We start from the raw sequence: 22,846 nt of genomic DNA, 5'->3' as shown, positions 1-22,846 counted from the left end.
TGCTTGCTGTTGCCGCGGCTAATGTGCCGCAGTTGTCAGTGTATTCAGCTGTTATTTTGTCGACCCGCGCACCACGAGTCTTGTTCTTACCACTCTTTTCTCAATCTTGTCGAGCGGTATTCTGCCCTCGGCCTTGCCTATCAGAATAGATGCAGCCTGTCTGCCCACCTCTTTGCCGTTCTGTTCGACCGTGGTGAGCATAGGGTCGCAGGCAATGGCACGCTGTCCGTTGGTGAATCCGCACACCGAGATGTCCTCAGGGATGCGCAGTCCCATGTGCTTTGCCGTGTACATTATGCCGATGGCCGTGTCGTCGTTGACGGCGAAGAAGGCGTCGGGCCTGTCCTCCATGTTGAGCACCTCGGGCGTAATCCTTTCAGCATGTTCTCGGTTGTCGCAGAATCTTTTCACGCAGCTGTCGGGGTCTATGCCGTACTTGCGCAGCGCGTCGTGCCATCCGTTGTATCTGTTCTTCGATATCTCGAGGTTCATGCTCGAGCCGTAGTAGGCTATATGCCTGCATCCGGTCTTGATGAGATATTCCACGGCCGAGAACGCTCCCATGTAGTCGTCCACCACCACGCGGCACGTGTTCATGCCCGTGCAGATGCGGTCGAAGAACACAAGCGGCACGTTCTTGTTTATCAGGTCGGTAAAGTGGTCGTACTTTGATGTGTTGATAGCCTGCGACACAAGTATGCCGCACACCTTGTTTTCATAGAACGAGCGGCACACTTCCACCTCTCTGTCATACTGTTCAAGGCTCTGCGCCACGAGTATGCGGTAGCCGTATTTGTCGGCCTCCTCTTCGATACCGCTCAAAACTGACGAGAAATAGAAGTGGGTGAACTGCGGTACAATCACTCCAATGACTTTTATTACCCGTCTGTTGCGCAGCGACTCGGCGATTATGTTGGGGCTGAAGTTGTGTTCCTCGGCATATCGTCTTATCTCGTCGCGCCTTTTTGCGCTGATTCTCGGGCTGTCTTTCAGTGCCCTCGAAACCGTTGCCACAGAAACCTTAAGTTCTCTGGCAATGTCTTTCATCGTTATGGGTGTGTTCTTTTCTGGCATCGGATTTTATTTTACAAAGCAAAAGTAGTCAAAACACAATTATCTTGTCTTTCACATTATTATTATTATATCGTTTTATTTGTGTAAACGTTTGCACAGAGCAAAACGTATTTTTTAGCTAAAAAAAAGATAATTTTATCATATCTAAACGTATTTTTGCAGCTAGAAAAAATGACCTTAAAGCTCTATTTTTTGAACTACTGCAAATATAAACAATTTAATTAATAAATCATTAATGTTAACTTTAAAACCACAAGAAGATGAAGCAGGTAAAAATGAAAACCTCTATTAGGATTCTGGCCATCTTGTTTGGTCTGTTCCTATCAGTGGGAGCATTTGCCCAAAGTACTATTACCGGGCAAGTTACAGATGCTTCCGGAGAGCCGATCATCGGAGCTACTGTCCGTGTTGCAGGTCAGGGCGGCGGTGTGATAACTGATATTGACGGAAACTTCAGTATCAAGGCTGAGCCGGGCAGCATGCTGTCGGTTTCATACATCGGATACAAGACGGTGGAGACGGCAGCATCGCAGAATATGAAGATAGCCCTTCAGGACGACTCACAGTTGCTTGAGGACGTTGTCGTTATCGGTTACGGAACTGTCAAGAAGGGCGACCTCACCGGTTCTGTTTCTGCTATGAAGCCTGATGATATGAGTAAAGGTATCACCAACAACGCTGCCGACATGCTTGTCGGTAAGGTTGCCGGTGTGGATGTTATCACCAGCGGAGGTGCCCCGGGTTCAGAATCTCAGATCCGCATCCGCGGAGGTTCGTCTCTTAATGCAAGCAACGACCCGCTGCTCGTTATCGACGGTCTTACCATCGACAACAACACCGCTACAGGTATGAGCAACGTGCTGGCTATGATCAACCCTAACGATATCGAGACTTTCAACATCCTTAAGGATGCTTCAGCTACAGCCATCTACGGTTCGCGCGCGTCTAATGGTGTCATCATCATCACCACAAAGAAAGGAAAGAAGGGCTCTGGTCCTAAATTCTCTTACAACGGCGACGTAACCGTTTCAACAACTCAGAAACGCTATGAAGTGCTCAACGGCGACGAATACCGCGCACTCGTAGGCAAGGTTATCGGCGAGAGCGGCGTTGCCATGCTCGGCAATGCAAACACCGACTGGCAGGACGAGATATTCCGCACTGCAGTCAGCACATCTCACAACTTGTCAATGACCGGCGGACTCAAGAACATGCCTTACCGCGTGTCTATCGGCTATCAGAGCGACCAGGGTATCATCAAGAACTCTTTCATGAACCGTTTCAACGCTTCTGTTAACCTTGCGCCGTCATTCCTTGACGATCACCTTAACTTCAACATCACTGCCAAGTACATGGCCGAGAAAGACCGCTATGTTGACAGCGGCGCAGCCATCGGCGGTGCGCTTTCAATGGACCCGACACGCCCTGTAATGGACGACAGCGAGCCTTACAAGTGGCTGGGCGGCTACTGGCAGAACATCGTTTCGGCAAACTTCAGCGATCCTTCTTGGGCTTACACCAAGAATCCTAACGCTCCTCAGAACCCTGTTGCATATCTTGAGCAGAACGAGTGCTATGCTCATTCTAACGACTTCACGGCAAACGTTGAGGTTGACTACAAGATTCACGGATTTGAGGATCTGCGCCTGCATGCAAGCTATGGTGGACAATATACTGCAAGCCGTCAGAGCGACATAAATTCTCCTTACGGTTACAGCAACAACTATTATGGCTGGGACGGCCGTACTTACTATTGGAAATACAGCATCACGGCTAATGCCTATGCACAGTATACACACACCTTCGGCGCTCACTACATCGACGTGATGGCCGGTGCCGAGGAGTCACACTATCACCGCAGCGGATACAACATCGGACAGGGTACAGACCCATATACAGGCGAGGCCAACAACCCGGCTCTGAGAAATGAGACAGAGTGGGCCACACACAACTCTCTGGTGTCTTACTTCGGACGTCTCAACTATACATTGCTCGACCGCTATATGCTTACAGCCACAATCCGTGCCGACGGTTCTTCACGCTTTGCCGACGGACACAAGTGGGGCTATTTCCCCTCTGTAGCTCTTGCATGGAAGATCAATGACGAGAAGTTCATGAAGAACATCAAGTGGTGGAACGAGTTCAAGCTCCGTCTCGGATGGGGTCAGACAGGTCAGCAGGATATCGGTTACGACTTCCTCTACACTCCGCTCTACGTAAACAGCAACTCTTATGCTCAGTATCCTTTCGGCGACACATACTATTACACAATGCGTCCGAACAAATACAACCCCGACCTGACATGGGAGACAACAACAACATGGAACGCAGGTCTTGACTTCGCATTCCTGAACAACCGCATCACTGCAAACATCGATGCTTACTATCGTGAGACAACAGACCTTATCCAGGAGGTTACTCTTCCTACACTTATGAACTTCGGTCAGCGTATGGCACAGAACATCGGTTCACTTGAGAACTACGGTGTTGAATTCACAGTAGGAGCCAAGCCTATCGTTACTAAGGACTTTGTATGGGACGTTCAGTATAACGTTGCATGGAACCACAACGAGATTACAGAGCTTATCGGCGGTGACGAAGACTATTATGTTGAGTCTGGTTCAACCATCTCACGCGGTAACAGCACTCACGTTCAGGCACACACAGTAGGCCAGCCGGCCAACTCATTCTGGGTTTACCAGCAGGTTTACGACGAGAACGGCAAACCGCTCGAAGGCGTATATGTTGACCGCGACGGCAACGGCATCATCAACAACGATGACCGTTACTTCTACAAGAGCCCGGCAGCTGACGTATTCATGGGTCTTACAATGAAGTTCACATACAAGAACTGGGACCTGAGCACAGCATTCCGCGCATCTCTCGGCAACTATGTTTACTATGACTTCCTGTCTAACAGGGCAGCCGTAAGCGCATCAGGACTCTACTCTAACAGCGCATTCACAAACACTACACAGGCAGCCGTTGACCTCGGCTTCAGCGGAACAAACGGTACTGAGTATTATCTCAGCGACTATTTCGTACGCAACGCATCATACCTGAAGTGTACCAACATCACGCTTGGCTATTCGTTCCCGGCTCTGCTTAAGTATGCAGGACAGGATTACTTCTCAGGACGTATTTTCGCAACTGTGCAGAATCCGTTCATCATTACAAAATATAAGGGACTCGACCCTGAAGTTGCAGGCGGTATCGACAGAAATCCTTACCCACGTCCATTCAGCGTTCAGATTGGTCTTAACCTTAATTTCTAATGGTTGTGCATTTATATAAAAGTAATAAATAAAGGACATAACAATGAAAAAGATATTTTTTAGAACATTGGCAGTCGCTGTGCTTGCAGCCGGATTGACCGGTTGTGCCAACGACCTTAACATAAGCTCAATCGACCCGCAGACCAAGCCGTCTGCTGATCCTACGGCTTTGCTGGCTAAATGCTATGCCACTCTCGGACTTACCGGTCAGAAAGGTGTAGCCGGCAATGGCGACTTGAGCGACGACGAGGGTGAGTCGGGTTTCTACCGTACAACGTTCAACTGCATGGAGCTTCCCTCTGACGAGTGTGTATGGGCTTGGCAGACAGATACTGACATTCCGCAGCTTACCAATATTGCATGGAACTCAAGCAGTATCCGTACTCAGTGGGGTTACACACGCCTTACCTACGACATCACTCTGTTCAACAGCTACCTGAGCCAGGTGCCCGACGACGAGGCCAACAAGCTCAACCGTGCCGAGGTGCGTTTCCTGCGTGCTCTCCATTATTGGTACATGCTCGACCTGTTCGGCAAGTCACCTTTCAAGCTCGACTTCAACATCAGCGACCTTCCTGTTGAGAAGAGCGGCAAGGACCTTTACACATGGATCGACCAGGAGCTGACTGAGATTGAGCCGCAGATGGCCGAGGTTGGTGCTTACTGCAACTCTGAGAACTTTGGCCGTGCCGACCGCGGTGCTGCCTATATGCTGCATGCACGTCTGGCCCTCAACTCTGAGATCTACACCAAGGGCGAGATTAAGGATTATGACAAGGCTATCAGCTATTGCGACCTGCTTATTGGCAGCGGAGCCTACGAACTTTCAAAGACAGCCAAGAACGGCTATTCTGGATATGCACAGCTGTTCATGGCCGACAACGACGAGAACCCGCAGGCTATGAAGGAGATTATCCTGCCTATCCGTCAGGACGGACAGAAGACCCGCAGCTACAGCGGTTCATTCATGCTCGTCAGCGCGACACGTATTGCCGGAATGCCCGACATGGGAACAACTAACGGCTGGAGCTGTATCTTCGCACGTGCAGCAATGGTAAAGAAGTTCTTCCCCACACTGTCTGACTGTCCGATTTCCACAGAGCCGGCTCCTGCCGGAGCTACAGAGGCCGAAATCAAGGCTCTCGACCAGCAGGACGGTTCGTCAACAGCTCAGATCGTGGCTAAGGCCGGCGACGACCGCGCTTTGTTCTACGGCGGCCGTGGCGGTGGTGTACGCAAGCTGCAGACAGATGCTATATCAAGCTTCAACGACGGACTTTCTATCGTTAAGTGGAACAACTTCCGTACAGACGGTCAGCCCACACACGACACCGAATATCCCGACATAGACATTCCGCTGTTCCGTTATGCAGAGGTTTATCTTACACGTGCAGAGGCTTATTATCGCAAAGGCCAGCCCGAGAAGGCTGTTTCTGACATCAACGAGCTGCGCAAGCGTGCCAACGCAAAGCAGATAAGCTCTATCACATCTGACATGGACATACTCGACGAGTGGTGCCGCGAGTTCTATCTCGAAGGCCGTCGCCGCAGCGACCTCGTACGTTTTGGCTGCTTCACGACAGGCAAATATCTATGGGACTGGAAGGGCGGAGCCGCTAACGGAACAACCGTTGACTCTCACTATAATGTTTATCCTATACCGGCAACCGACGTGCTCAACAACAGCAACCTTACACAGAACCCCGGTTATTGATAACATGGCAATCAGTTTGCAATAAAGTTTTAAAATGAAAATGATTATGAAAAATATAATAAAGAAACTGTTCGTTCCGGCACTGGTGTTGGGCGTGCTGCCTTTCATGGCTTCATGTGAGACCGACGACGAGAGCAACCCTATATTAAATCAGCCCGAATCGTTTGTGCTTAACGTGCCGGCTCATGCCAACGACAATGTATACGACTTGGCTAACTCTACATATGTCAACCTTACGACATCGCAGCCCGACTATGGCTTCCCTGTTGTAACCACCTATCAGGTGCAGGTTTCTATCGACCCAGACTTCGCTTCTGGCGATGCTACCAAGGTGGAGGCTGCCACTTACACAACTCTTGAGACCACATACAACCAGGCTAACATGAACGTAAATGCTACCGAAATGAACAATGCCATTGTAAGAATGTATCAGGAGAAGAACAACGGTGCCGACCCATCCGGCATAGTTATGCCTGTTTACGTGCGTCTGCGTGCCCACATCGCCAACAGCGACAAGGGCTGGTGCAACTCTAACGTAATCACTCTGCCAAAGGTTGTTGTATCTTATGTTGCAACAATGCCTAAGACTGTATATATCGCAGGTTCTTCTATCCGCAACGGTTCTGAGGCTAAGCCTCTTGCTGCTGTATACGGATTCGAGGGCCAGTTCTACGGCATGGCTTATCTTGCTGCAGGCTCAACATTCATGTGGGGCGACACAGACACACCGGACAAGGGCTATGCATTGACCAACTCGTTTGACGACCAGGCCGGCGCAGGCTTGTCTCAGGGTGCTGACGGCGGCATACAGGTGGCCAACGGCGGATGGTATGTTCTGTTTATGAACGTTTCGGTTGAGAACAACCAGATTAAGTCTGCCCTCACTGTTTATCCGGGCGAGGCTTACGTCATCGGTACTGTTATGTCTCAGGTTACATGGGGACATGACGCTGCAACTCAGCTTACAGCTCCTGCCGATGCTTCTGCTCAGTGGGTATCTCCTGCCTTCCTTGCCGGCGGTGAGCTCCGCGCAAGCATCAAGGTGCCGGGTCTCGACTGGTGGCGCACAGAGTTCACTCTCTATAAGGGCGACCTCTACTGGCGCGACTGCGACATTCCTGACAACTGGGCTCAGAACGTAGGCAGCGACTATTCTGTTACCTGCGAGAAGGGTCAGAAACTCTATGTAGACTTCGACTACGACAGAGGAGAAGTAAAATAACCAATAATCTAAACCATTTAACAGAAATATCATTATGAAAAAGATATTATTTTTGGGCGGTCTGTTGCTTTCAGCCATGACGTTCGTTTCATGTAACGGCGATTATGACGACTGGGCCGACCCGCAGAGCAATCCGCAGGAAGAAGCAGTTACGTTGCCGGGCTATACGGCAACGGCTGCCGACCCTATCGACCTGGCCAACCCCGGCACAAGCGTCAAGGCGTTCACGCTTTCGGCTGCAACCCTGCCAGAGGGTGCCACGATAGAGCATACACGTGTAGAACTGTTGCCGGCTGACGGCTCTTCTGCAACAAAGAAAACGCTCGAGGCAACCGCCGACGGCATGCTCGACAGCACTGCGCTTCAGGACGCCGTGGTTGAGTTCTACGGACGTCGTCCGGCAGCCCGCGTGTTCGACGCTCAAGTTTATTCTGATATCGTCATCGGCGGCCAGTCGTTCCTGGTTGATGCCGGCAAGATTCAGATTTCAGTTACGCCTAAGGCTCCTTACATTGCCGACGCTTATTATCTTGTTGGCGATATGTGCGGATGGGCTGCCGATGCAGCTATCAAGTTCTCACATTCAGGTGCCGATGTATATGAGGATCCTGTGTTCTCTGTAGTGTTCACAACACCTAAGGCCGACTGCTACTGGAAGATAGTTCCGCAGGGCAACATCGACTCTGGCGACTTGTGGCATGAGGGAACAGACGGTGTTGTGGGTGTTGCCATTGACGGCGACCCGAGTCTCACAGGCTCACTCGTAACCACAGCTCCTAAGGCCGGCAAGATAGAGAAACAGGGCTTCTATAAGCTCACCGTCAACATGATGGACTATACTTACACCATCGAAGAGATGGCCGGCGAGTATTACATGGTGGGCGACCTGCAGGGATGGAACAACGACCCGGCTACAGGCATGACATGTCTGTTCTATCCGCAGACAAGCACCGTGATGAGCTACACTACAAAATGGAAGGGTGCTTACGACCTGAAGTTCTGGGCTGGTGCCGACTTCGGCAACTGGGACAAGGCTTACGGATGTGCAGTTGACGGCGACAACTCTCCTGCCGGCAACATCGTAAACTCTGGCGCACAGTCTATTTCTGCTCCTTCTGCCGAGTATTACACCTTCACCATCGACATGACAACCATGAAGTATACATGGACTAAGCTCAGCGACCAGGCTCCGAAGGAGTACACCTCAATCTCGCTCATCGGCGACTTCAACAGCTGGAGCGGCGACGTAGACCTCACTCAGGTTACTCCTCACAACTGGTATGCCAAGGTCAGCATCCCGTCTGACGGCGGACTCAAGTTCCGTGCAGGACACGACTGGGCTGACAGCTGGGGCAACGGTGCCAACATTGCCGACAACTATTATGGCAAAGCCGACTATAACGGCGGCAACATGACAGTTCCGGCTGGTACCTACAGCGTCTACTTCAACGACATTACCACTGAATTTGTATTCTTAGCAGAATAATATCAGATTTTGTGTTATGCGCCATGCACCATTGTTTAAATACAAAGTGCGTGGCGCATTTGATTTTTTGCGGCACATTTTTCATGGCCGCATCACTCTCTCGCCGGCGTCAGTATTTGTAAAGACTCATACTGCGGTCGGCGTCTTTCGCCTCAGGTCAGCGCTCAAGGCGGTGCATTGGGGTTACAGCCAACAAGAGTTTTTCAACTAAAAAACCTTAATCTATGAAGCTAAATCTAATTTGTTCATGTCTTGCCGCTATGTGTGCGGCGTTCGTTGTTTCGTCATGCAGCAGCGACGACGAAGGAACGACAACGGTAAACGTCCGTAATGTCTACACTACGGGATGTAAGACCGAAGGACAGCCCTCACAGGTCGGCTCCGCAACAACACGCAGTCCGTTTGATACAGAGTATGTAGAGTATAAGAGCAAGAGCGACGGTTATGTCTACATCAACCATGCTAACGTGTCTTACAACTGCTGTTCGGAGAAAATAGACGTTACGCTGACCGTTACAGGCAACCGCATAAGCGTTGTTGAAAAGGAGACCGACACAAGCTGCAACTGCATCTGTCCCTTCGACGTCTCTTACGAGGTTGGGCCGTTGAAGGCCGGCAAGTATATTCTCGTGATAAACAGCCACAACACGCTCCACGAAATCAACTTCACGTATCCGTCAGACGGCAGGGTTGAACTTTAGAATCTTCTTATTTAAAGATTTAAAACAAATATCTTGTGGATTCTGTCATTGTTATGAATCCACAAGATATTTGTTTTGTTGTATATGCTATACATGTGTAAGTGAAAAACGAAAAGTGAAGAGTGAAAAATCCAAATGCTTTGTGGTGATGCAAAATTTTGTAGGGAATTGTCGTAGAGAATCAGCAAGGCTATTGTTCTGTCGGATATGACAAATTAAGTGAAGAACGAAGAGTGAATAATTCATATGCATTGTAGTGATACAAAATTTTATAGGGAATTGTTGTAGAGAAACAGCAAAGCTAATGTTCTGGCGGATATGCTATCCGACAGCATAAAGTATCAGGATCTGTGATCCGAGACCCGAGACTCATACCTATTAATCAAAAAATAGGAAGTAATCGGATTGAAAATCACTAGTGTTCGAAAGATTTTAACTATCTGAAAGTCAGTTATTTACTTGCATATATCAATATTTTTTTGTATCTTTACATCATAATAATAGAGCAAAAAATATTGAAATGAAAGATGTAAAAGTTCATGCAAAAGACATCCTGCGCATGATACCCGATGAAGAACTGGCCAAACTGTCCAGTTCTACAAAGGTGGACTATTGCGCCAAGGTATTGAGCGGCGAGCGGATGTTCTATCTCCTTGTCTTTGCCCTCCTGGCAGCAGATCAGATAAGTCAGCGCAAGCTTGAGGTCGTATTCAACAATTCCATTTTCAAGACGCTGTTCAACATAAGTGCAGACGCCCATGTGACGCACAGTTCCATTTCCACCCGCCTGTCAAAGATAGACCTGAGCTTCTTTGAGAAGGCCTATGAGATTATATACGGGCGCTTCTCCAAACTGTACACTGAAGAGGAAATCCTGCATCTGTACCTTATACGGGTCGACAGCTCCATGGTGGCCGAATGCTGCAACAGGCTCAAGGCAGGTTTCACCGTCGGCAAGAAACCCGGAGACGGAAGGCAGCCGCGCAAGCAGATAAAGTATACCATGGCATATGACGGTTTCGCCGTAAGGCTTGCCGAGGTGTTCAACGAGGCTGTATATCTTAGCGAGGACATGGCCATCCCGAAGGTCGTGCTCAAGCTTGTCAAAAAAGACAGCAGGCATACGAACTTATATGTTATAGACCGCGGGCTCAGCTCCCTGGACAACTTTAACGCCATAAACGAGTATAATGGAAAATTTGTCGGAAGGATAAAGACCAGCCGCAACATGGAGGTAGTGGAAAGCCTCATGAAAGAAGACACAGACACCGACCTTGGCAATCTTGAGCTGTATGAGGACAATATTGTACATCTGTACGACAATGAGGAGAAGAAATACTCCGAAACGCCATACCGCGTTATAAAGGCACGCTTCAAGCATCCGCGTGACACCACACGCCCTGCAAACAAAGGCAAGGTAAGGAGGGTTGAGAACGAGGTGTTCCTGATAACCAACGATTTCGGCCTTACGCCGAAGCAGGTAGCCGAGGCATACAGGAGACGTTGGGATATAGAAGTGTTCTTCAAGTTCCTGAAGCAGAACCTGTCCTTCTCACATTTCGTGTCAACAAGTGAGAACGGAATTAAGGTTATACTGTACATGACGCTCATCACTGCCATGCTCGTGATGATTTACAAGCGTGAGAACGGCCTGGGATTCTCTATAGGCAAATTCATGTTCTTTATGGAGATGCAGGATTGGGTCTGTCAACTCATGGTTGTGCTAAATGGCGGTCATGCGGACAAACAGAATAGTGACATCCGGCTGAAGGCAAGAATTCCGTAAAACGGATTTTAGCCATTGCAACATAACCTGAATAAAATAATCTTTCGAACACTAGTGATTGAAAATCCTTATACTATATTCCGGCAGATTGCAAATCAGCCGGCACATTAGCTTTGTTGGTATTATGCCGCTTGCAGGGAAACAGCGGATAATGTTATGGCGGCATTGAATATAAGAATTGCAGAGAAACAACAAGACTAATGTTCTGGCGGATATGCTATCCGACAGCATAAAGTATCAGGATCTGTGATCCGAGACTCATACCTATGCAATAAGAGATTTGCTTCTGCTCTCGCTTGCACGACAATTGCAAATCAGCCGGCACATTAGCGTTGTTGCTACATATCCGGCGGCACGTTTTTTTAAGCTACAATGCGTTCGGCTTTAAGTTCTATAACTACTTTAGCTACTAAAAATTAGCTTTGTTGGTATATGCCGTTTGTTTTTAAGTTACAATGCATCTGACTTTAACTTCTAAAAAAATATCTCCTAAATTGAACGTTTAACGCCTCTAGAATCGCCATGCTCGTCACGGTTTCGTGGTTTGGCGTGAAAAATGGCTGATTTTGCACATTTTTGTTAAGGCGTTGATTTATAGAGTTTTATACATTTCGCGGAACTAAAACGCAATGGTTAAAAAATATTACTCAGCCACTTTTCACTCAAAACCGATAGGTTTACCGTTCGGATGTTGCCCTTTTGCATCACAAAAACAGCCGTTTTAGCTCTGAAAATCCATGTTTTTGCGCCATTTTTGCATGAGGAAAGCAAACGGATGTTAAAGGTTTTGCTGCTGTAATGCCTTTCCTTTAACATCCGTTATATGTTGATTTTCTAGATTGAAAAAATATTTTGTCCTGACTTTTTACTGTTCCGTGATAACTTTCTGACTACGATTTTAAGTCTTTATATTTCATGTGCAAAATAACTAAAACTCTTTCATGCCGCGCTCATCGCATGTTATGGCCGAGGCAAGGAACGCAGGTTCGTGGTCGGCATAGTTGTCCAGCAGGACATATAATATTTCGTTCTTCATATCTTTACCTTCTTTTTATTGTCTGACATTTACGTTTGCTCATTTCTTCGGCAAAAGCCTTTTCGCCTTTCTCTTTGATATAGCGTATGCATGCCGCCCTGTCAGAGTTGAATAGAAAGGCAAACACTTTTGCTATCCAGTTTGAATACAGTTTGCAGTCGTTCACGTCGCGCGGGCACTCGGCGCATGTGTTGAATTTGTTTGCCATGCAGCATGAGCGTGTTTTGCACCATGACGCTTTCTCGTTCAGCCTGCATCCGGGACATTTCCCGGCAAGGTATTTGCGGCATGCTCCGCAGTAAAGGCCGCAGGCCGCAATGTTTTGTGTATCAGAAATTATTGTTTTCATGTAAATCAAATTGTAGAGTGATTAAATTCTCCGTTAATCCAGAATGTGGCTTCTGTACCTTTAAAATGCAGAATGACATAGTTAGGGTCGCTTGGTCCTCCGGGAAAATGATGTATAAACCAGTCTTGCCACATTTCCTTCCGTATGGCATCGTCGGTTATTATTTCTACCGTTCCGCGCAGCGCCACGCTGTCGCCGTAGCAGTCATAGCATAGTCCGGCCTTGCCGTTGTGCTTAAAGTCAGACACCTTAACAGAGTCGGCACCAGTTGCCGTCCATACCTCATTAAAGCCATTTGCCTTGATTTTAGACATCTGTACGGGCCGTGGATAGCCGTTGGCGTCTACAGAAGCAATGGTGACGCTTTCGCACTTTTTTAGTAGGGCGGCGGCTTTCTCCGCGAGTGTCCGTCCGTCGTTCTCTTTCCATCGTTTCAGTTGCGGAAAATATTTCTGCATCTGTTCTCTGGCCTGGGCCGGTGTCAGATTCCATCCGGCCTGCCGGTTAATCTGGGCAAGAAACTGCAGACAGAATTCAATCATCTGGCTCATTGTGAAGTCTTGCGTAAACTTGCCGTCCTTGTAGCAGTAAGCGCAATAGTCCTCGTTGCAGCTTCCGTCGGCGTTAGTGCCCCTGTTTTCAGCCGTCATAGGCATTCCGCAACTTTGGCAGAAGTGTTGTTCCATATATCAGTCTGTTTTGTGCCCATAAGCTCCTCTGCGGGCGGTTATACAATATGAAAGCGTGGAACTGCAATGCCATCATGTCTAAGTTGGAGGTCGTAGGAAACCTTTGGCACAGATATGATAATAGCAGCCCACGCTATAGCGTGGGAACTGCTATGCCCTCTCTTGTGCCAAGTTATGAAATTTCCTACGTTTCCAACTTACAAGAAAAGCATAACGCTTCTTTAAATCCTTAAAATATATTTTGGACAGAGTATTCTCAATCCGTTTACAAAAGTAATTAATTTAAGCGAAAAGATTAAGCCTTATGACGATAATCTTAGTTAATTTTTTGCGTCATAAAGCTGCGCATGCGAATAAAAACTGTTGCCTGTGATAGCGCAATTTGCAGTATGTCGACTGATTAGGTTTTTATGTCATTCTGTTTTAGATTAAAATTCGTATCTTTGTTTGCGATTTTGTATATGCAGAAAAAATAAAAGCAGATGAATTGGATTATTCTTGTTATTGCCGGATTTTTTGAGTCGGGCTTTGCCTTCTGTCTTGGCAAGATGAAGGAAGCCTCCGGCACGGAGTGGTATCTGTGGTGCGTCGGTTTTCTTGTGTGTCTTGTCCTGAGCATGGTGCTGCTTGCCAAGGCGGTGCAGACTTTGCCCATAGGTACGGCTTATCCTGTGTGGACAGGCATCGGGGCCGTTGGCACGGTGCTGCTGGGCATCATTTTCTTTCATGAGCCGGCATCATTCCTGCGCCTGTTCTTTATCACCACGCTGATAGCCTCAATAATCGGACTGAAGATGGTTTCGCATTGAACGACTGATATCCGGCAGGGCTTTAACTGAAGTCTGACGTTATTATTCTGCCTGTGTCTTTGCCTTATGTTGTGTATAACATAGTATGCGGTATGATGGCCGGCTGGGGCTTAGCGGTTTTCATTTTGTGCTTGTCATATAAATATGCTTTGTGCCTGACCATATTTTCAATTTTGTTTGCGTTAATTCGTCAGTTTTATGTAAGTTTGCAGCCGAAACTTAGAATGTTATGAAAAAGAAACAGATATTGCTCATAAACGATATGGCAGGCTATGGAAAGGTGGCCACGGCAGCCATGCTCCCTATACTGTCGTATATGGGACATCCCACATATAATTTGCCCACGGCACTCGTGTCTAACACGCTCGACTACGGAAAGTTTAACATACTCGAGACGACGGAGTATATCAAGGGCGTGTTCCCCGTATGGCGCGAGCTCGGCTTCTCGTTCGATGCCATAGCCACAGGCTTCATGGCGTCGGAGACTCAGGCGCGCATCATAGCAGCCTACTGTCGCGAACAGGCAGAGAACGGCACGGTGGTGTATGTCGACCCGATAATGGGCGACGAGGGCAAGCTGTATAACGGCGTTACCGACGAGGCCATAAAGAGCATGCGCGAGATGGTCAGCGTGGCCCATCTTGTGTTTCCAAACTATACTGAGGCCTGCTATCTCACCGACAGCCAATATGACGCTGCCGGAGTAACAGCCGAAGGTGCCCGTCGACTGCTCGACTCACTTCTGAAGTTAGGCACAAAGTCGGCCCTGATAACGAGCATACGTGTAGACGGCCAGCCGTCAGTTGTTGGCTACAACCACGTCAACGGCGAGTATTTCACACAGCCCTACACCGAGATACCCGTTCATTTCCCCGGCACCGGCGACATCTTCTCAGCCGTGCTCATAGGCTATCTGCTGGGCGGAAAGGAACTGAAACCAAGCACACGCAAAGCCATGGACGTGGTGTATAAGCTGATAGACCTCAACAAGGACAACACTGACAAGAACCGCGGCATACCTCTGGAGAAATATCTCGACGTGCTTTGACATAAGTGAAAAACGAAAAGTGAAGAGTGAAAAATCCAAATGCCTTGTTGTAATCGAAACTCTTGTCTTTATTTCGAAGCAACAAGGCTATTGTTCTGTCGGATATAAGGATCTTTGATTCGCAATTCATACCTGTAAGTCATAATAAACAGGACGCTGTCGGATTGAAAAATCCTTATATCCAGTTCTCAAGACAAACGTTTGCACAGAAGTTTCGCTGATATTTGTGGCGGCGTGTAAACAAGATGTTCATAATATCTTTAATTTTACACCATAAAAAAACATTTTTATACCATGAGAAAATTATTTACCACAATCGTATCGTCACTTATGGCTTTGTCGGTTTCGGCACAGGGATGGCCGTCGGGCTGGCAGGGCGTGATGCTGCAAGGCTTTTATTGGGACTCGTTCTCAGACACACAGTGGACCAACCTTGAGAGTCAGGCCGACGAGCTGTCTGAGTTTTTCAAACTGATATGGATACCTCAGAGCGGCAACTGCGGCTCGGGCAACTCCATGGGATACAACGACCTCTACTGGTTTAACAACTACACGAGCACGTTCGGCAACGAGCAGCAGCTGCGCTCCATGATCAGCACCTTCAAGAGCAAGGGGCTGGGCACTATAGCCGACGTGGTTATCAACCACCGCTCGTCGATGGCAGGCACATGGATGAGCTTCCCCGAGGAGACCTACAAGGGCGTAACCTACACGATGGGGGCTGCCGACATCTGCTCTAACGACGACGGAGGCAAGACGGCTGCGCAGGCTGAGGTTAAGCCTACGGGACAGACCGACACGGGCGACGACTTCGACGGAGCGCGCGACCTCGACCATAACAGCGCCAACGTGCAGGCCATGGTTAAGGCATATCTCGACTTCCTGCTCAACGACCTTGGATATACGGGCTTCCGCTACGACATGGTGAAGGGCTATGCGCCTGAGTTTACGGGCATATACAACACGGCCGCCAACCCGCAGTATTCGGTAGGCGAGTATTGGGACGGCGTGTCGCAGATAAAGAGCTGGATAGACGGCACCACAGCCAACGGCGCAAAGCAGTCGGCCGCGTTCGACTTCCCGCTGAAATATCTGCTGCGCGACTGCTGCAACTCGTCTTCAAACTGGAGTACGCTGGGCGGCAGCTGTCTGGCCAACGACATGTATTATCGCCGCTATGCCGTAACCTTCGTTGACAACCACGACACCTATGGCCGCGGCAACGACGGCGAGGTGAAGGCCAACATCCTGGCTGCCAACGCCTTTATCCTGGCAGCGCCGGGCACTCCGTGCGTCTTCCTGCCTCACTGGAAGGAATATAAGCAGGACATAAAGCAGATGATATATGCCCGCAATATGGCCGGCATAAACAACGAGAGCACATTTGAGACCATGAACCGCACCGCCTCGCAGTATGCCATCAAGGTGAACGGCACTGACGGCAAGTCGGTGGTTGTTATTATGGGCTCAACCTCATGGCCTTCGTCAACCGTAAAGGAAGCCGACTATCAGCTCGTTGACAAGGGGCAGAACTTTGCATATTATATCTCGCGCAATGCCGGCAGCGTATGGGCCGATGTTCCTTCCGGCTCTTACGACAACGGCGTGAGCGTAACTCTCAGCGCACTCACAACCGATGCCGGCGCACAGATTGTCTACACCACGGACGGCAGCGAGCCTACGGCATCTAACGGCACGAAGGTCAGCAGCGGCGCGACAGTGAGCATCGACGCCACCACAACCCTCAAGGCTGCCCTGCTGACAGGCGGCGCAGTGAGCGGCATGATAACACGCCACTACACCGTTACGGCATTCCAGCCACATGAGATAACCGTATGCGTCAATGCCGACAACGTAGGCTGGAGCCGCGTAAACTTCTGGTCGTGGGGCGGCGACGGCACACATTCGCCCGTGAACGGCTCATGGCCCGGCGACAACGTTACAGCTACAAAGACCGTGGGCGGCAAGACATGGTATTATCAGACCTACACGATGAACTCGTCAGACGATTGTGTGTGCTTCGTGTTCAGCACCGCGAGCGGCTCGCCTCAGACAGTTGACGTGAACAACGTCAGCAAAGACAGCTACTTCGAGATTTCTTCAACCTCTGAGGGCGGCAAGTATAAGGTTGAAGATGTAACCGACAAGTATGCCACAAGCATCGGCGGTATCGTGGCCGACAAAGCCGAAGGACGCACCTCTGCAGGTGTCTACACCATAGACGGACGCCTCGTGCGCCATACGTCGGGAGGTGCTACGGCCGACGAGGCTGTAAGCGGACTAGCCAAAGGCCTTTACATCGTTAACGGCAAGAAGGTTGTGGTGAAGTAACGGCTTGACATCACAGAATAACATTCAAGGATGAACCTTTGTCGGGCGTTATATTTCAGACGTATACGCAAGATAATAAAGCCATATATGGTATAATTACCGATAGGGGATAAAAGACAGGGGGCAAGATGAATCAGCATCTTGCCCCCTGTCTTTTATTATGATTAAGCTTCTGTTATTATTTGCCCATGTCTATTTTCCAGTTGCCCTGTTCGTCTTTCTTGAGCTTGATGTCGTCTTCTTTGTCAGAGCCGTCACCATACATAATCTTCATCTTAACAACTGCGCTCTCGCCGCTTTCGTCTATTTGTTCAGACAGCGCCTCATACGACTTTATACCGCCTTTTTTCTCATACATTTTGTCGGCCTTGCCCTGCATCATGCCCGACAGCATCTTCTTTCCGGCTTCAGGGTCTTCGCCCTCTTTAACCTTCATATAAACGAGGTCGGCAAATTTGTCGTAGTCTTTGTCCTGCAAGCATTTAACAGCCTTTTCTGCCACGGCTTTAGGAGTGTTTCCGCCGCCACCGCACGATGTCATGATAAACAAGGCTGCCATAAGAGCCATAATTCCAATTAATTTTTTCATGGTTCAAAAATTTTTTTGTTTGTTAATAATAGGTTTAAAATGCAATAATCTTTTTTAGCGACTTGTTGTTACAGATGTCAGACGGCAGCATGCACCTTATTTTTTTCATGCCCGGCAGACTTATGTCGTGGCGCTCCGTTCCGGCCAGCGTCAGCCCTGCCTTGGCGTAAGCAAACTCCACGAGTTCGCAGCAGTACATCTTCGTGGTGTCGCTGTCGTCATAGTCGTGATCAAAGAGTGTGTTGCGGCGGTAGGTCTGCATGGCATATTCTGCTGCCTTCAGCGGTATAATGGTGTCGCCCTTCAGCCTTTTCACCTCGCCTGCGTTGGCGTTTATCGGTGAGAAGAATTTCTCGGGCGTCTCCATCTTCACCCTGTCCGGGTCTCCCTCAAAGTCGGGTTCGTCCGGCACAGCATGCACAATCATCTTTTTGCCGGCCGAGTCGACCACTATGCCCACATGCGAGTAGCGTCCGTTTCTGTCGGCCATCATCACCGCATGACTGCTTATGCCTCCTCCCCGGCGAAACACAATGTCTCCCGTCTTTAGCTCGCATCCTGCCGGAAATATGGTTAGGTCTTTTTTGTCGTTGCAGGATATTAGCGTTGCCGTAAGAAGAGCCAGGCAAATCGCAGTTTTCATCATTATCTTTATCACTGTTCACAAAGATAAGCATAATAGACGTAATCACAAAATCCTGACAAAATTATTTACTCATAATGCCGGAAATCCGTTATGCCGGATATATGGCAACAATGCTATTGTTCCGACGGATTTATGCAAGTTGATGAGCATAGTGAAAATCCGTAATAAAGTATAAGGAGCCAACGGTCAGCGAAGCTAATTTTCAATCCGCTTGCTTCCTATGTCTGATTAATGGTTTTCTCGTTTTAGCTTTCTTAAAACGTTTTCTTTGTTCTCTTTTCGTCTTTCATTTAAATATCTTGTAATCTTTTGATTGGATAGGATGCGGCTTGGCAATAAAAATAAAGTAAATTTATTTTGTATTGCTCTCACCTTTCACTATCTTTGAATAAGATAGGATGTGGTTCGGCAATAAAAATAAAGTAAATTTTATTTTGTATTGCTCTCACCTTTCACTATCTTTGAATAAGATAGGATTCGGTTCGGCAATAAAAATAAAGTAAGTTTTATTTTGTATTGCTCTCACCTTTCACTATCTTTGCACCCATGCTACGCAAACTGATAATAATTGTTTTTGCAGTCTTTATGTCATCGGCCTGCAACGCACAGCAGCAGTATGAGCGCTATCATGGCGACGGCATCGACGAATATCTGCAGTATGTACCGCTGGCATCAACCTATGTGCTCAAAGCAGCAGGGGTTGACGCCCAGAGTTCGTGGAAGCGTCTGCTTGTCAATTCGGCCACGTCGTTTGTCATCAACGCCGGCGTAACCTATGCGCTGAAGCACACCATACATTCTACGCGCCCTGACGGCACCGACGACCATTCGTTTCCGTCGGGCCACACGTCGATAGCCTTCTGCGGAGCCGCCATACTGCATAAGGAGTTTGGCAAGGTGAGTCCGTGGATAAGCGTGGCAGGATTCACCGTGGCCACCGTTACTGCCGTAGACCGCGTGAGGCGCAACCGTCATCACTGGGGCGATGTTGTGGCAGGTGCTGCCATAGGCGTGCTCTCTGTCGAAGCCGGCTACAGGCTTGGCGACCTGATAACCGGAGAGAAAAAGAAAAACGTAGATGTAGCTGTTATGCCCAACGGATTTACGCTTCTTGTAAATCTTTGAAATAGAGCATGGTGTGGGCATGCAGACAGGTTTGTGTAAACGATCGCATGATTAATTGAAAGATAACAGATAAATTTAGATTATCATTTATTTTTTTTATTATTATCTTTGCAGGTAAGATAAGTCGTGTCTTGAAACAAAGGCCATGGCGTGGCCTGCAGGGCATGATTTCATTATGTATCTTTTACAATGAAAACCATAACTCGTGACCTATGAATATACTTTTAAACATAGCTTATAATACGGCTTTTGGCGAAGAACTCGTGTTGAATGTCATCAACGGCAGAGAGAACGGGGCAGACGTTGTTACTCCATACAGGATGAGCACGTCCGACGGAAAGGTGTGGACCTACAGTCTGAAACTTGACGCCAAGACCGGTGAATATATAGATTATTACTACAGCGTGGTGAGAGGCGAGAGCAACGTCGTGAGAAAGGAGTGGACCGTGGCTCCCCACAGGCTTGAACTCGGCGCCGCAAAGGGCGGCCGCATAGTTGCCTACGACCGCTGGATAGGCATACCCGACAACTCTTATCTTTACAGTTCGGCCTTCACCGACTGCATAAAGCGTCGCCGTCTGTCGGCTCTGCCGCCTTCAGACCATGTGGCTACGCTGCGCATAAAGGTGCGCGCCCCGCAGCTCCGCGGCCATGAGCGCCTTGTGCTTGTGGGCAACGAGGTTACTCTGGGCACATGGGACGTGTTTAAGGGCCAGCAGATGTATGAGCACAACTACAACGAGTGGGTGGCAGACATCAATGCGCTGAAGATTTCAGGCAAGACAATAGAGTTTAAGTTTGTTGCCGTCGACGTGGCCGACACTGCCGAGATACTGTGGGAAGACCGCTTCAACCGCACCATCGATGTGCCTGTGCTGGAAAAGGACGACATCATGGTTTATGAACTCGACGACGCTTTCTTCCCGATATACAATATACGCTGCGCCGGAACCCAGGTGCCGGTGTTCTCGTTAAGGTCTAGGAGCAGTTTCGGCGTAGGCGACTTCGGCGACCTGAAGAAGATGATAGACTGGGTTGCCCTGACACAGCAGCGTGTGCTGCAGGTGCTGCCTATCAACGACTCAACCACCACCCACACATGGACCGACTCTTATCCCTACAGCTGCATAAGCATCTTCGCGCTGCATCCTCAGTATGCCGACCTCAACGCCCTGCCGCCTATTGCCGACAAGGCCGAACGCGAAAGGTTTGAGGCCCTGCGCCAGGAACTCAACGCTCTGCCGCAGATCGACTATGAGCGCGTGAACAACGCCAAGAACGAATATCTGCGCATAATATATGAGCAGGAAGGCAAGACTGTGATGGCTTCTGCCGAGTTTAAGGCTTTCTTTAAGGAGGCAGAATCGTGGCTGGTGCCTTACGGACAGTATTGCTATCTGCGCGACAAATATGGTACGGCCGACTTCAGCAAGTGGCCCGACCATCATGCGTTCGACGAGAGCGAGCGTCATGCCCTTTCTGTTCAGCGCAATGCAGCATATAAGAACGTGGCCTACTATTATTTTGTGCAGTTTATCCTTAACTCACAGATGGCTGACGCTCATGAATACGCACGCTCAAAGGGCGTGATACTTAAGGGCGACATTCCTATCGGCGTAAACCGCTATGGCTGCGACGTATGGCAGGAGCCGCGCTACTTTAACCTTAACGGGCAAGCCGGTGCTCCGCCAGATGACTTCTCTGTGAACGGTCAGAACTGGGGCTTCCCGACATACAACTGGGACGAGATGATAAAGGACGGCTGCCGCTGGTGGGTGCGCCGCTTCTCAAACATGGCAAAATTCTTTGATGCCTACCGCATAGACCATGTGCTCGGTTTCTTCCGTATATGGGAGATACCTTACAATGCCGTACACGGTCTGCTGGGCCAGTTCTCGCCTGCACTCGGAATGACACGCGAGGAGATTGAGGCCTATGGCCTGCACTTCCAGGAAGAACTGTTCACCGAACCGTTCATCACCGACTGGGTGCTCGACCGCATGTTCGGCGAAAGGGCGGCAATGGTGCGCGACACTTATCTTGAGCCTGCACACGACGGCCGCTACCGCATGAAGCCCGAATATGACACACAGCGCAAGGTTGAGGCTGCCTTTGAGGGCAAGACCGACAAGGCTGACACCGACCTGCGTGACGGCCTGTATGCGCTGATAAGCGACGTGCTCTTTGTGCGCGACCATCGGGACCCCAATAAGTTCCATCCGCGCATATCAGTGCAGTTTGACTTCATCTACGAATCGCTCTACGACAGCGACAAGTTCCTGTTCAACAAGATATACAACGACTACTATTATCGCCGCAACAACCAGTTCTGGTATCGCGAGGCGATGAACAAGCTGCCCAAGCTGGTTGAGGCCACCCGCATGCTGGTGTGCGCCGAAGACCTGGGCATGGTGCCCGACTGTGTTCAGTGGGTGATGAACGAACTTAAGATACTCAGTCTTGAGCTACAGTCGATGCCCAAAGATCCGAGCGTGCGCTTCGGTGTGCTGTCGCGCAATCCTTACCGCTCGGTGTGCACGATATCAAGCCACGACACGCCGACGCTGCGCCAGTGGTGGGACGAGGATGCGAGCCGCACGCAAGACTACTATAACAACGTGCTGCAGAAATATGGCGCTGCGCCTCATCCGCTGCCCGGATGGCTTGCACGCGACATCATATCACGCCATCTGCTGTGCCCGTCCATGCTGTGCATACTGACCGTGCAGGACTGGCTGGCTGTAGACGAGAGCATACGCCTGGCCGACGCCAATGCAGAGCGCATAAACATACCTTCCAATCCGCGTCACTACTGGCGCTACAGGATGCATATGTGCATTGAAGACCTCATGGAGGCACACGACTATAACCAGAACATAACCGACCTTATCAAAGAGAGCGGACGTATGTAATTCTTTCATCATGATACAATGAAGACGTGCAGGCCAGGCAGTCAGGCCTGCCGT

Annotated in this window: 16 protein-coding genes; 11 read left to right on the top strand and 5 right to left on the bottom strand. The window is 49.2% G+C overall.

From position 1 onward, the window contains the following. Positions 1 to 51: 51 nt before the first annotated feature. A complete protein-coding gene (locus EJL04_RS10670; protein ID WP_241209984.1) occupies positions 52 to 1,074 on the bottom strand; it encodes a LacI family DNA-binding transcriptional regulator in 1,023 nt (340 codons plus the stop codon). Positions 1,075 to 1,334: 260 nt separating this feature from the next. On the opposite strand from EJL04_RS10670, the gene EJL04_RS10665 reads away from it, so the two are divergent. The 6 genes from EJL04_RS10665 to EJL04_RS10640 all read left to right on the top strand — a co-directional run bounded on the left by EJL04_RS10665 (position 1,335) and on the right by EJL04_RS10640 (position 11,258). Continuing rightward, positions 1,335 to 4,349 (top strand): SusC/RagA family TonB-linked outer membrane protein, encoded by a 3,015-nt coding sequence (locus EJL04_RS10665; protein WP_125104918.1) that lies wholly within the window; start codon positions 1,335 to 1,337, stop codon positions 4,347 to 4,349. 43 nt (positions 4,350 to 4,392) lie between these two features. Continuing rightward, the gene (gene susD, locus EJL04_RS10660; protein ID WP_125104917.1) at positions 4,393 to 6,063 is read left to right on the top strand and encodes a starch-binding outer membrane lipoprotein SusD; all 1,671 of its coding nucleotides are present in this window, start codon (positions 4,393 to 4,395) and stop codon (positions 6,061 to 6,063) included. A 46-nt stretch (positions 6,064 to 6,109) separates the two neighbouring features. Next, the gene (locus tag EJL04_RS10655; RefSeq protein ID WP_164511752.1) at positions 6,110 to 7,285 is read left to right on the top strand and encodes a SusF/SusE family carbohydrate-binding protein; all 1,176 of its coding nucleotides are present in this window, start codon (positions 6,110 to 6,112) and stop codon (positions 7,283 to 7,285) included. Between the two features lie 34 nt (positions 7,286 to 7,319). Then, positions 7,320 to 8,771, top strand: coding sequence for an Outer membrane protein SusF domain-containing protein (locus EJL04_RS10650; protein ID WP_125104915.1), 1,452 nt, complete (start codon positions 7,320 to 7,322; stop codon positions 8,769 to 8,771). A 224-nt stretch (positions 8,772 to 8,995) separates the two neighbouring features. Then, positions 8,996 to 9,472: a hypothetical protein gene (locus EJL04_RS10645; protein ID WP_125104914.1), complete on the top strand. Its 477-nt coding sequence runs from the start codon at positions 8,996 to 8,998 to the stop codon at positions 9,470 to 9,472. A 520-nt stretch (positions 9,473 to 9,992) separates the two neighbouring features. Then, positions 9,993 to 11,258, top strand: a complete 1,266-nt coding sequence (locus tag EJL04_RS10640) for an IS4 family transposase (RefSeq protein ID WP_125104913.1) — start codon at positions 9,993 to 9,995, stop codon at positions 11,256 to 11,258. Between the two features lie 1,040 nt (positions 11,259 to 12,298). On the opposite strand, the gene EJL04_RS10630 is transcribed toward EJL04_RS10640, so the two are convergent. Both EJL04_RS10630 and EJL04_RS10625 read right to left on the bottom strand, forming a co-directional pair. Next, positions 12,299 to 12,643 carry a DUF3795 domain-containing protein gene (locus tag EJL04_RS10630; protein ID WP_125104912.1) on the bottom strand — a complete coding sequence of 115 codons (345 nt, stop codon included), beginning with the start codon at positions 12,641 to 12,643 and terminating at the stop codon, positions 12,299 to 12,301. Positions 12,644 to 12,648: 5 nt separating this feature from the next. Continuing rightward, positions 12,649 to 13,329, bottom strand: a complete 681-nt coding sequence (locus EJL04_RS10625; RefSeq protein WP_125104911.1) for a zinc ribbon domain-containing protein — start codon at positions 13,327 to 13,329, stop codon at positions 12,649 to 12,651. A gap of 485 nt (positions 13,330 to 13,814) precedes the next feature. Between EJL04_RS10625 and EJL04_RS10620 the strand changes: the two genes are divergently transcribed. From EJL04_RS10620 to EJL04_RS10610, 3 genes are all read left to right on the top strand, one after another. Beyond that, positions 13,815 to 14,141, top strand: a complete 327-nt coding sequence (locus EJL04_RS10620; RefSeq protein WP_021853377.1) for a DMT family transporter — start codon at positions 13,815 to 13,817, stop codon at positions 14,139 to 14,141. A gap of 229 nt (positions 14,142 to 14,370) precedes the next feature. Continuing rightward, entirely contained in the window at positions 14,371 to 15,189 is an 819-nt protein-coding gene (locus tag EJL04_RS10615; protein ID WP_021853378.1) for a pyridoxamine kinase, read from the top strand. 294 nt (positions 15,190 to 15,483) lie between these two features. Then, positions 15,484 to 17,520, top strand: coding sequence for a chitobiase/beta-hexosaminidase C-terminal domain-containing protein (locus EJL04_RS10610; RefSeq protein ID WP_125104910.1), 2,037 nt, complete (start codon positions 15,484 to 15,486; stop codon positions 17,518 to 17,520). Between the two features lie 178 nt (positions 17,521 to 17,698). On the opposite strand, the gene EJL04_RS10605 is transcribed toward EJL04_RS10610, so the two are convergent. Both EJL04_RS10605 and EJL04_RS10600 read right to left on the bottom strand, forming a co-directional pair. Further along, the gene (locus EJL04_RS10605) at positions 17,699 to 18,109 is read right to left on the bottom strand and encodes a DUF4878 domain-containing protein (protein WP_082335276.1); all 411 of its coding nucleotides are present in this window, start codon (positions 18,107 to 18,109) and stop codon (positions 17,699 to 17,701) included. A gap of 34 nt (positions 18,110 to 18,143) precedes the next feature. Further along, a complete protein-coding gene (locus tag EJL04_RS10600) occupies positions 18,144 to 18,755 on the bottom strand; it encodes a YiiX/YebB-like N1pC/P60 family cysteine hydrolase (RefSeq protein WP_125104909.1) in 612 nt (203 codons plus the stop codon). A 546-nt stretch (positions 18,756 to 19,301) separates the two neighbouring features. On the opposite strand from EJL04_RS10600, the gene EJL04_RS10595 reads away from it, so the two are divergent. Next, complete coding sequence (locus EJL04_RS10595) at positions 19,302 to 19,880, top strand: phosphatase PAP2 family protein (protein ID WP_053398948.1); 579 nt, start codon at positions 19,302 to 19,304, stop codon at positions 19,878 to 19,880. Between the two features lie 212 nt (positions 19,881 to 20,092). Further along, positions 20,093 to 22,792 carry a 4-alpha-glucanotransferase gene (locus tag EJL04_RS10590; RefSeq protein WP_053399276.1) on the top strand — a complete coding sequence of 900 codons (2,700 nt, stop codon included), beginning with the start codon at positions 20,093 to 20,095 and terminating at the stop codon, positions 22,790 to 22,792. Positions 22,793 to 22,846 lie beyond the last annotated feature (54 nt).

The sequence above is a fragment of the Prevotella marseillensis genome (genome assembly GCF_900625065.1).
In the GTDB taxonomy this organism is placed as follows: Bacteria; Bacteroidota; Bacteroidia; order Bacteroidales; family Bacteroidaceae; genus Prevotella; species Prevotella rara.
This window is presented reverse-complemented; position numbering and strand designations above follow the sequence as displayed.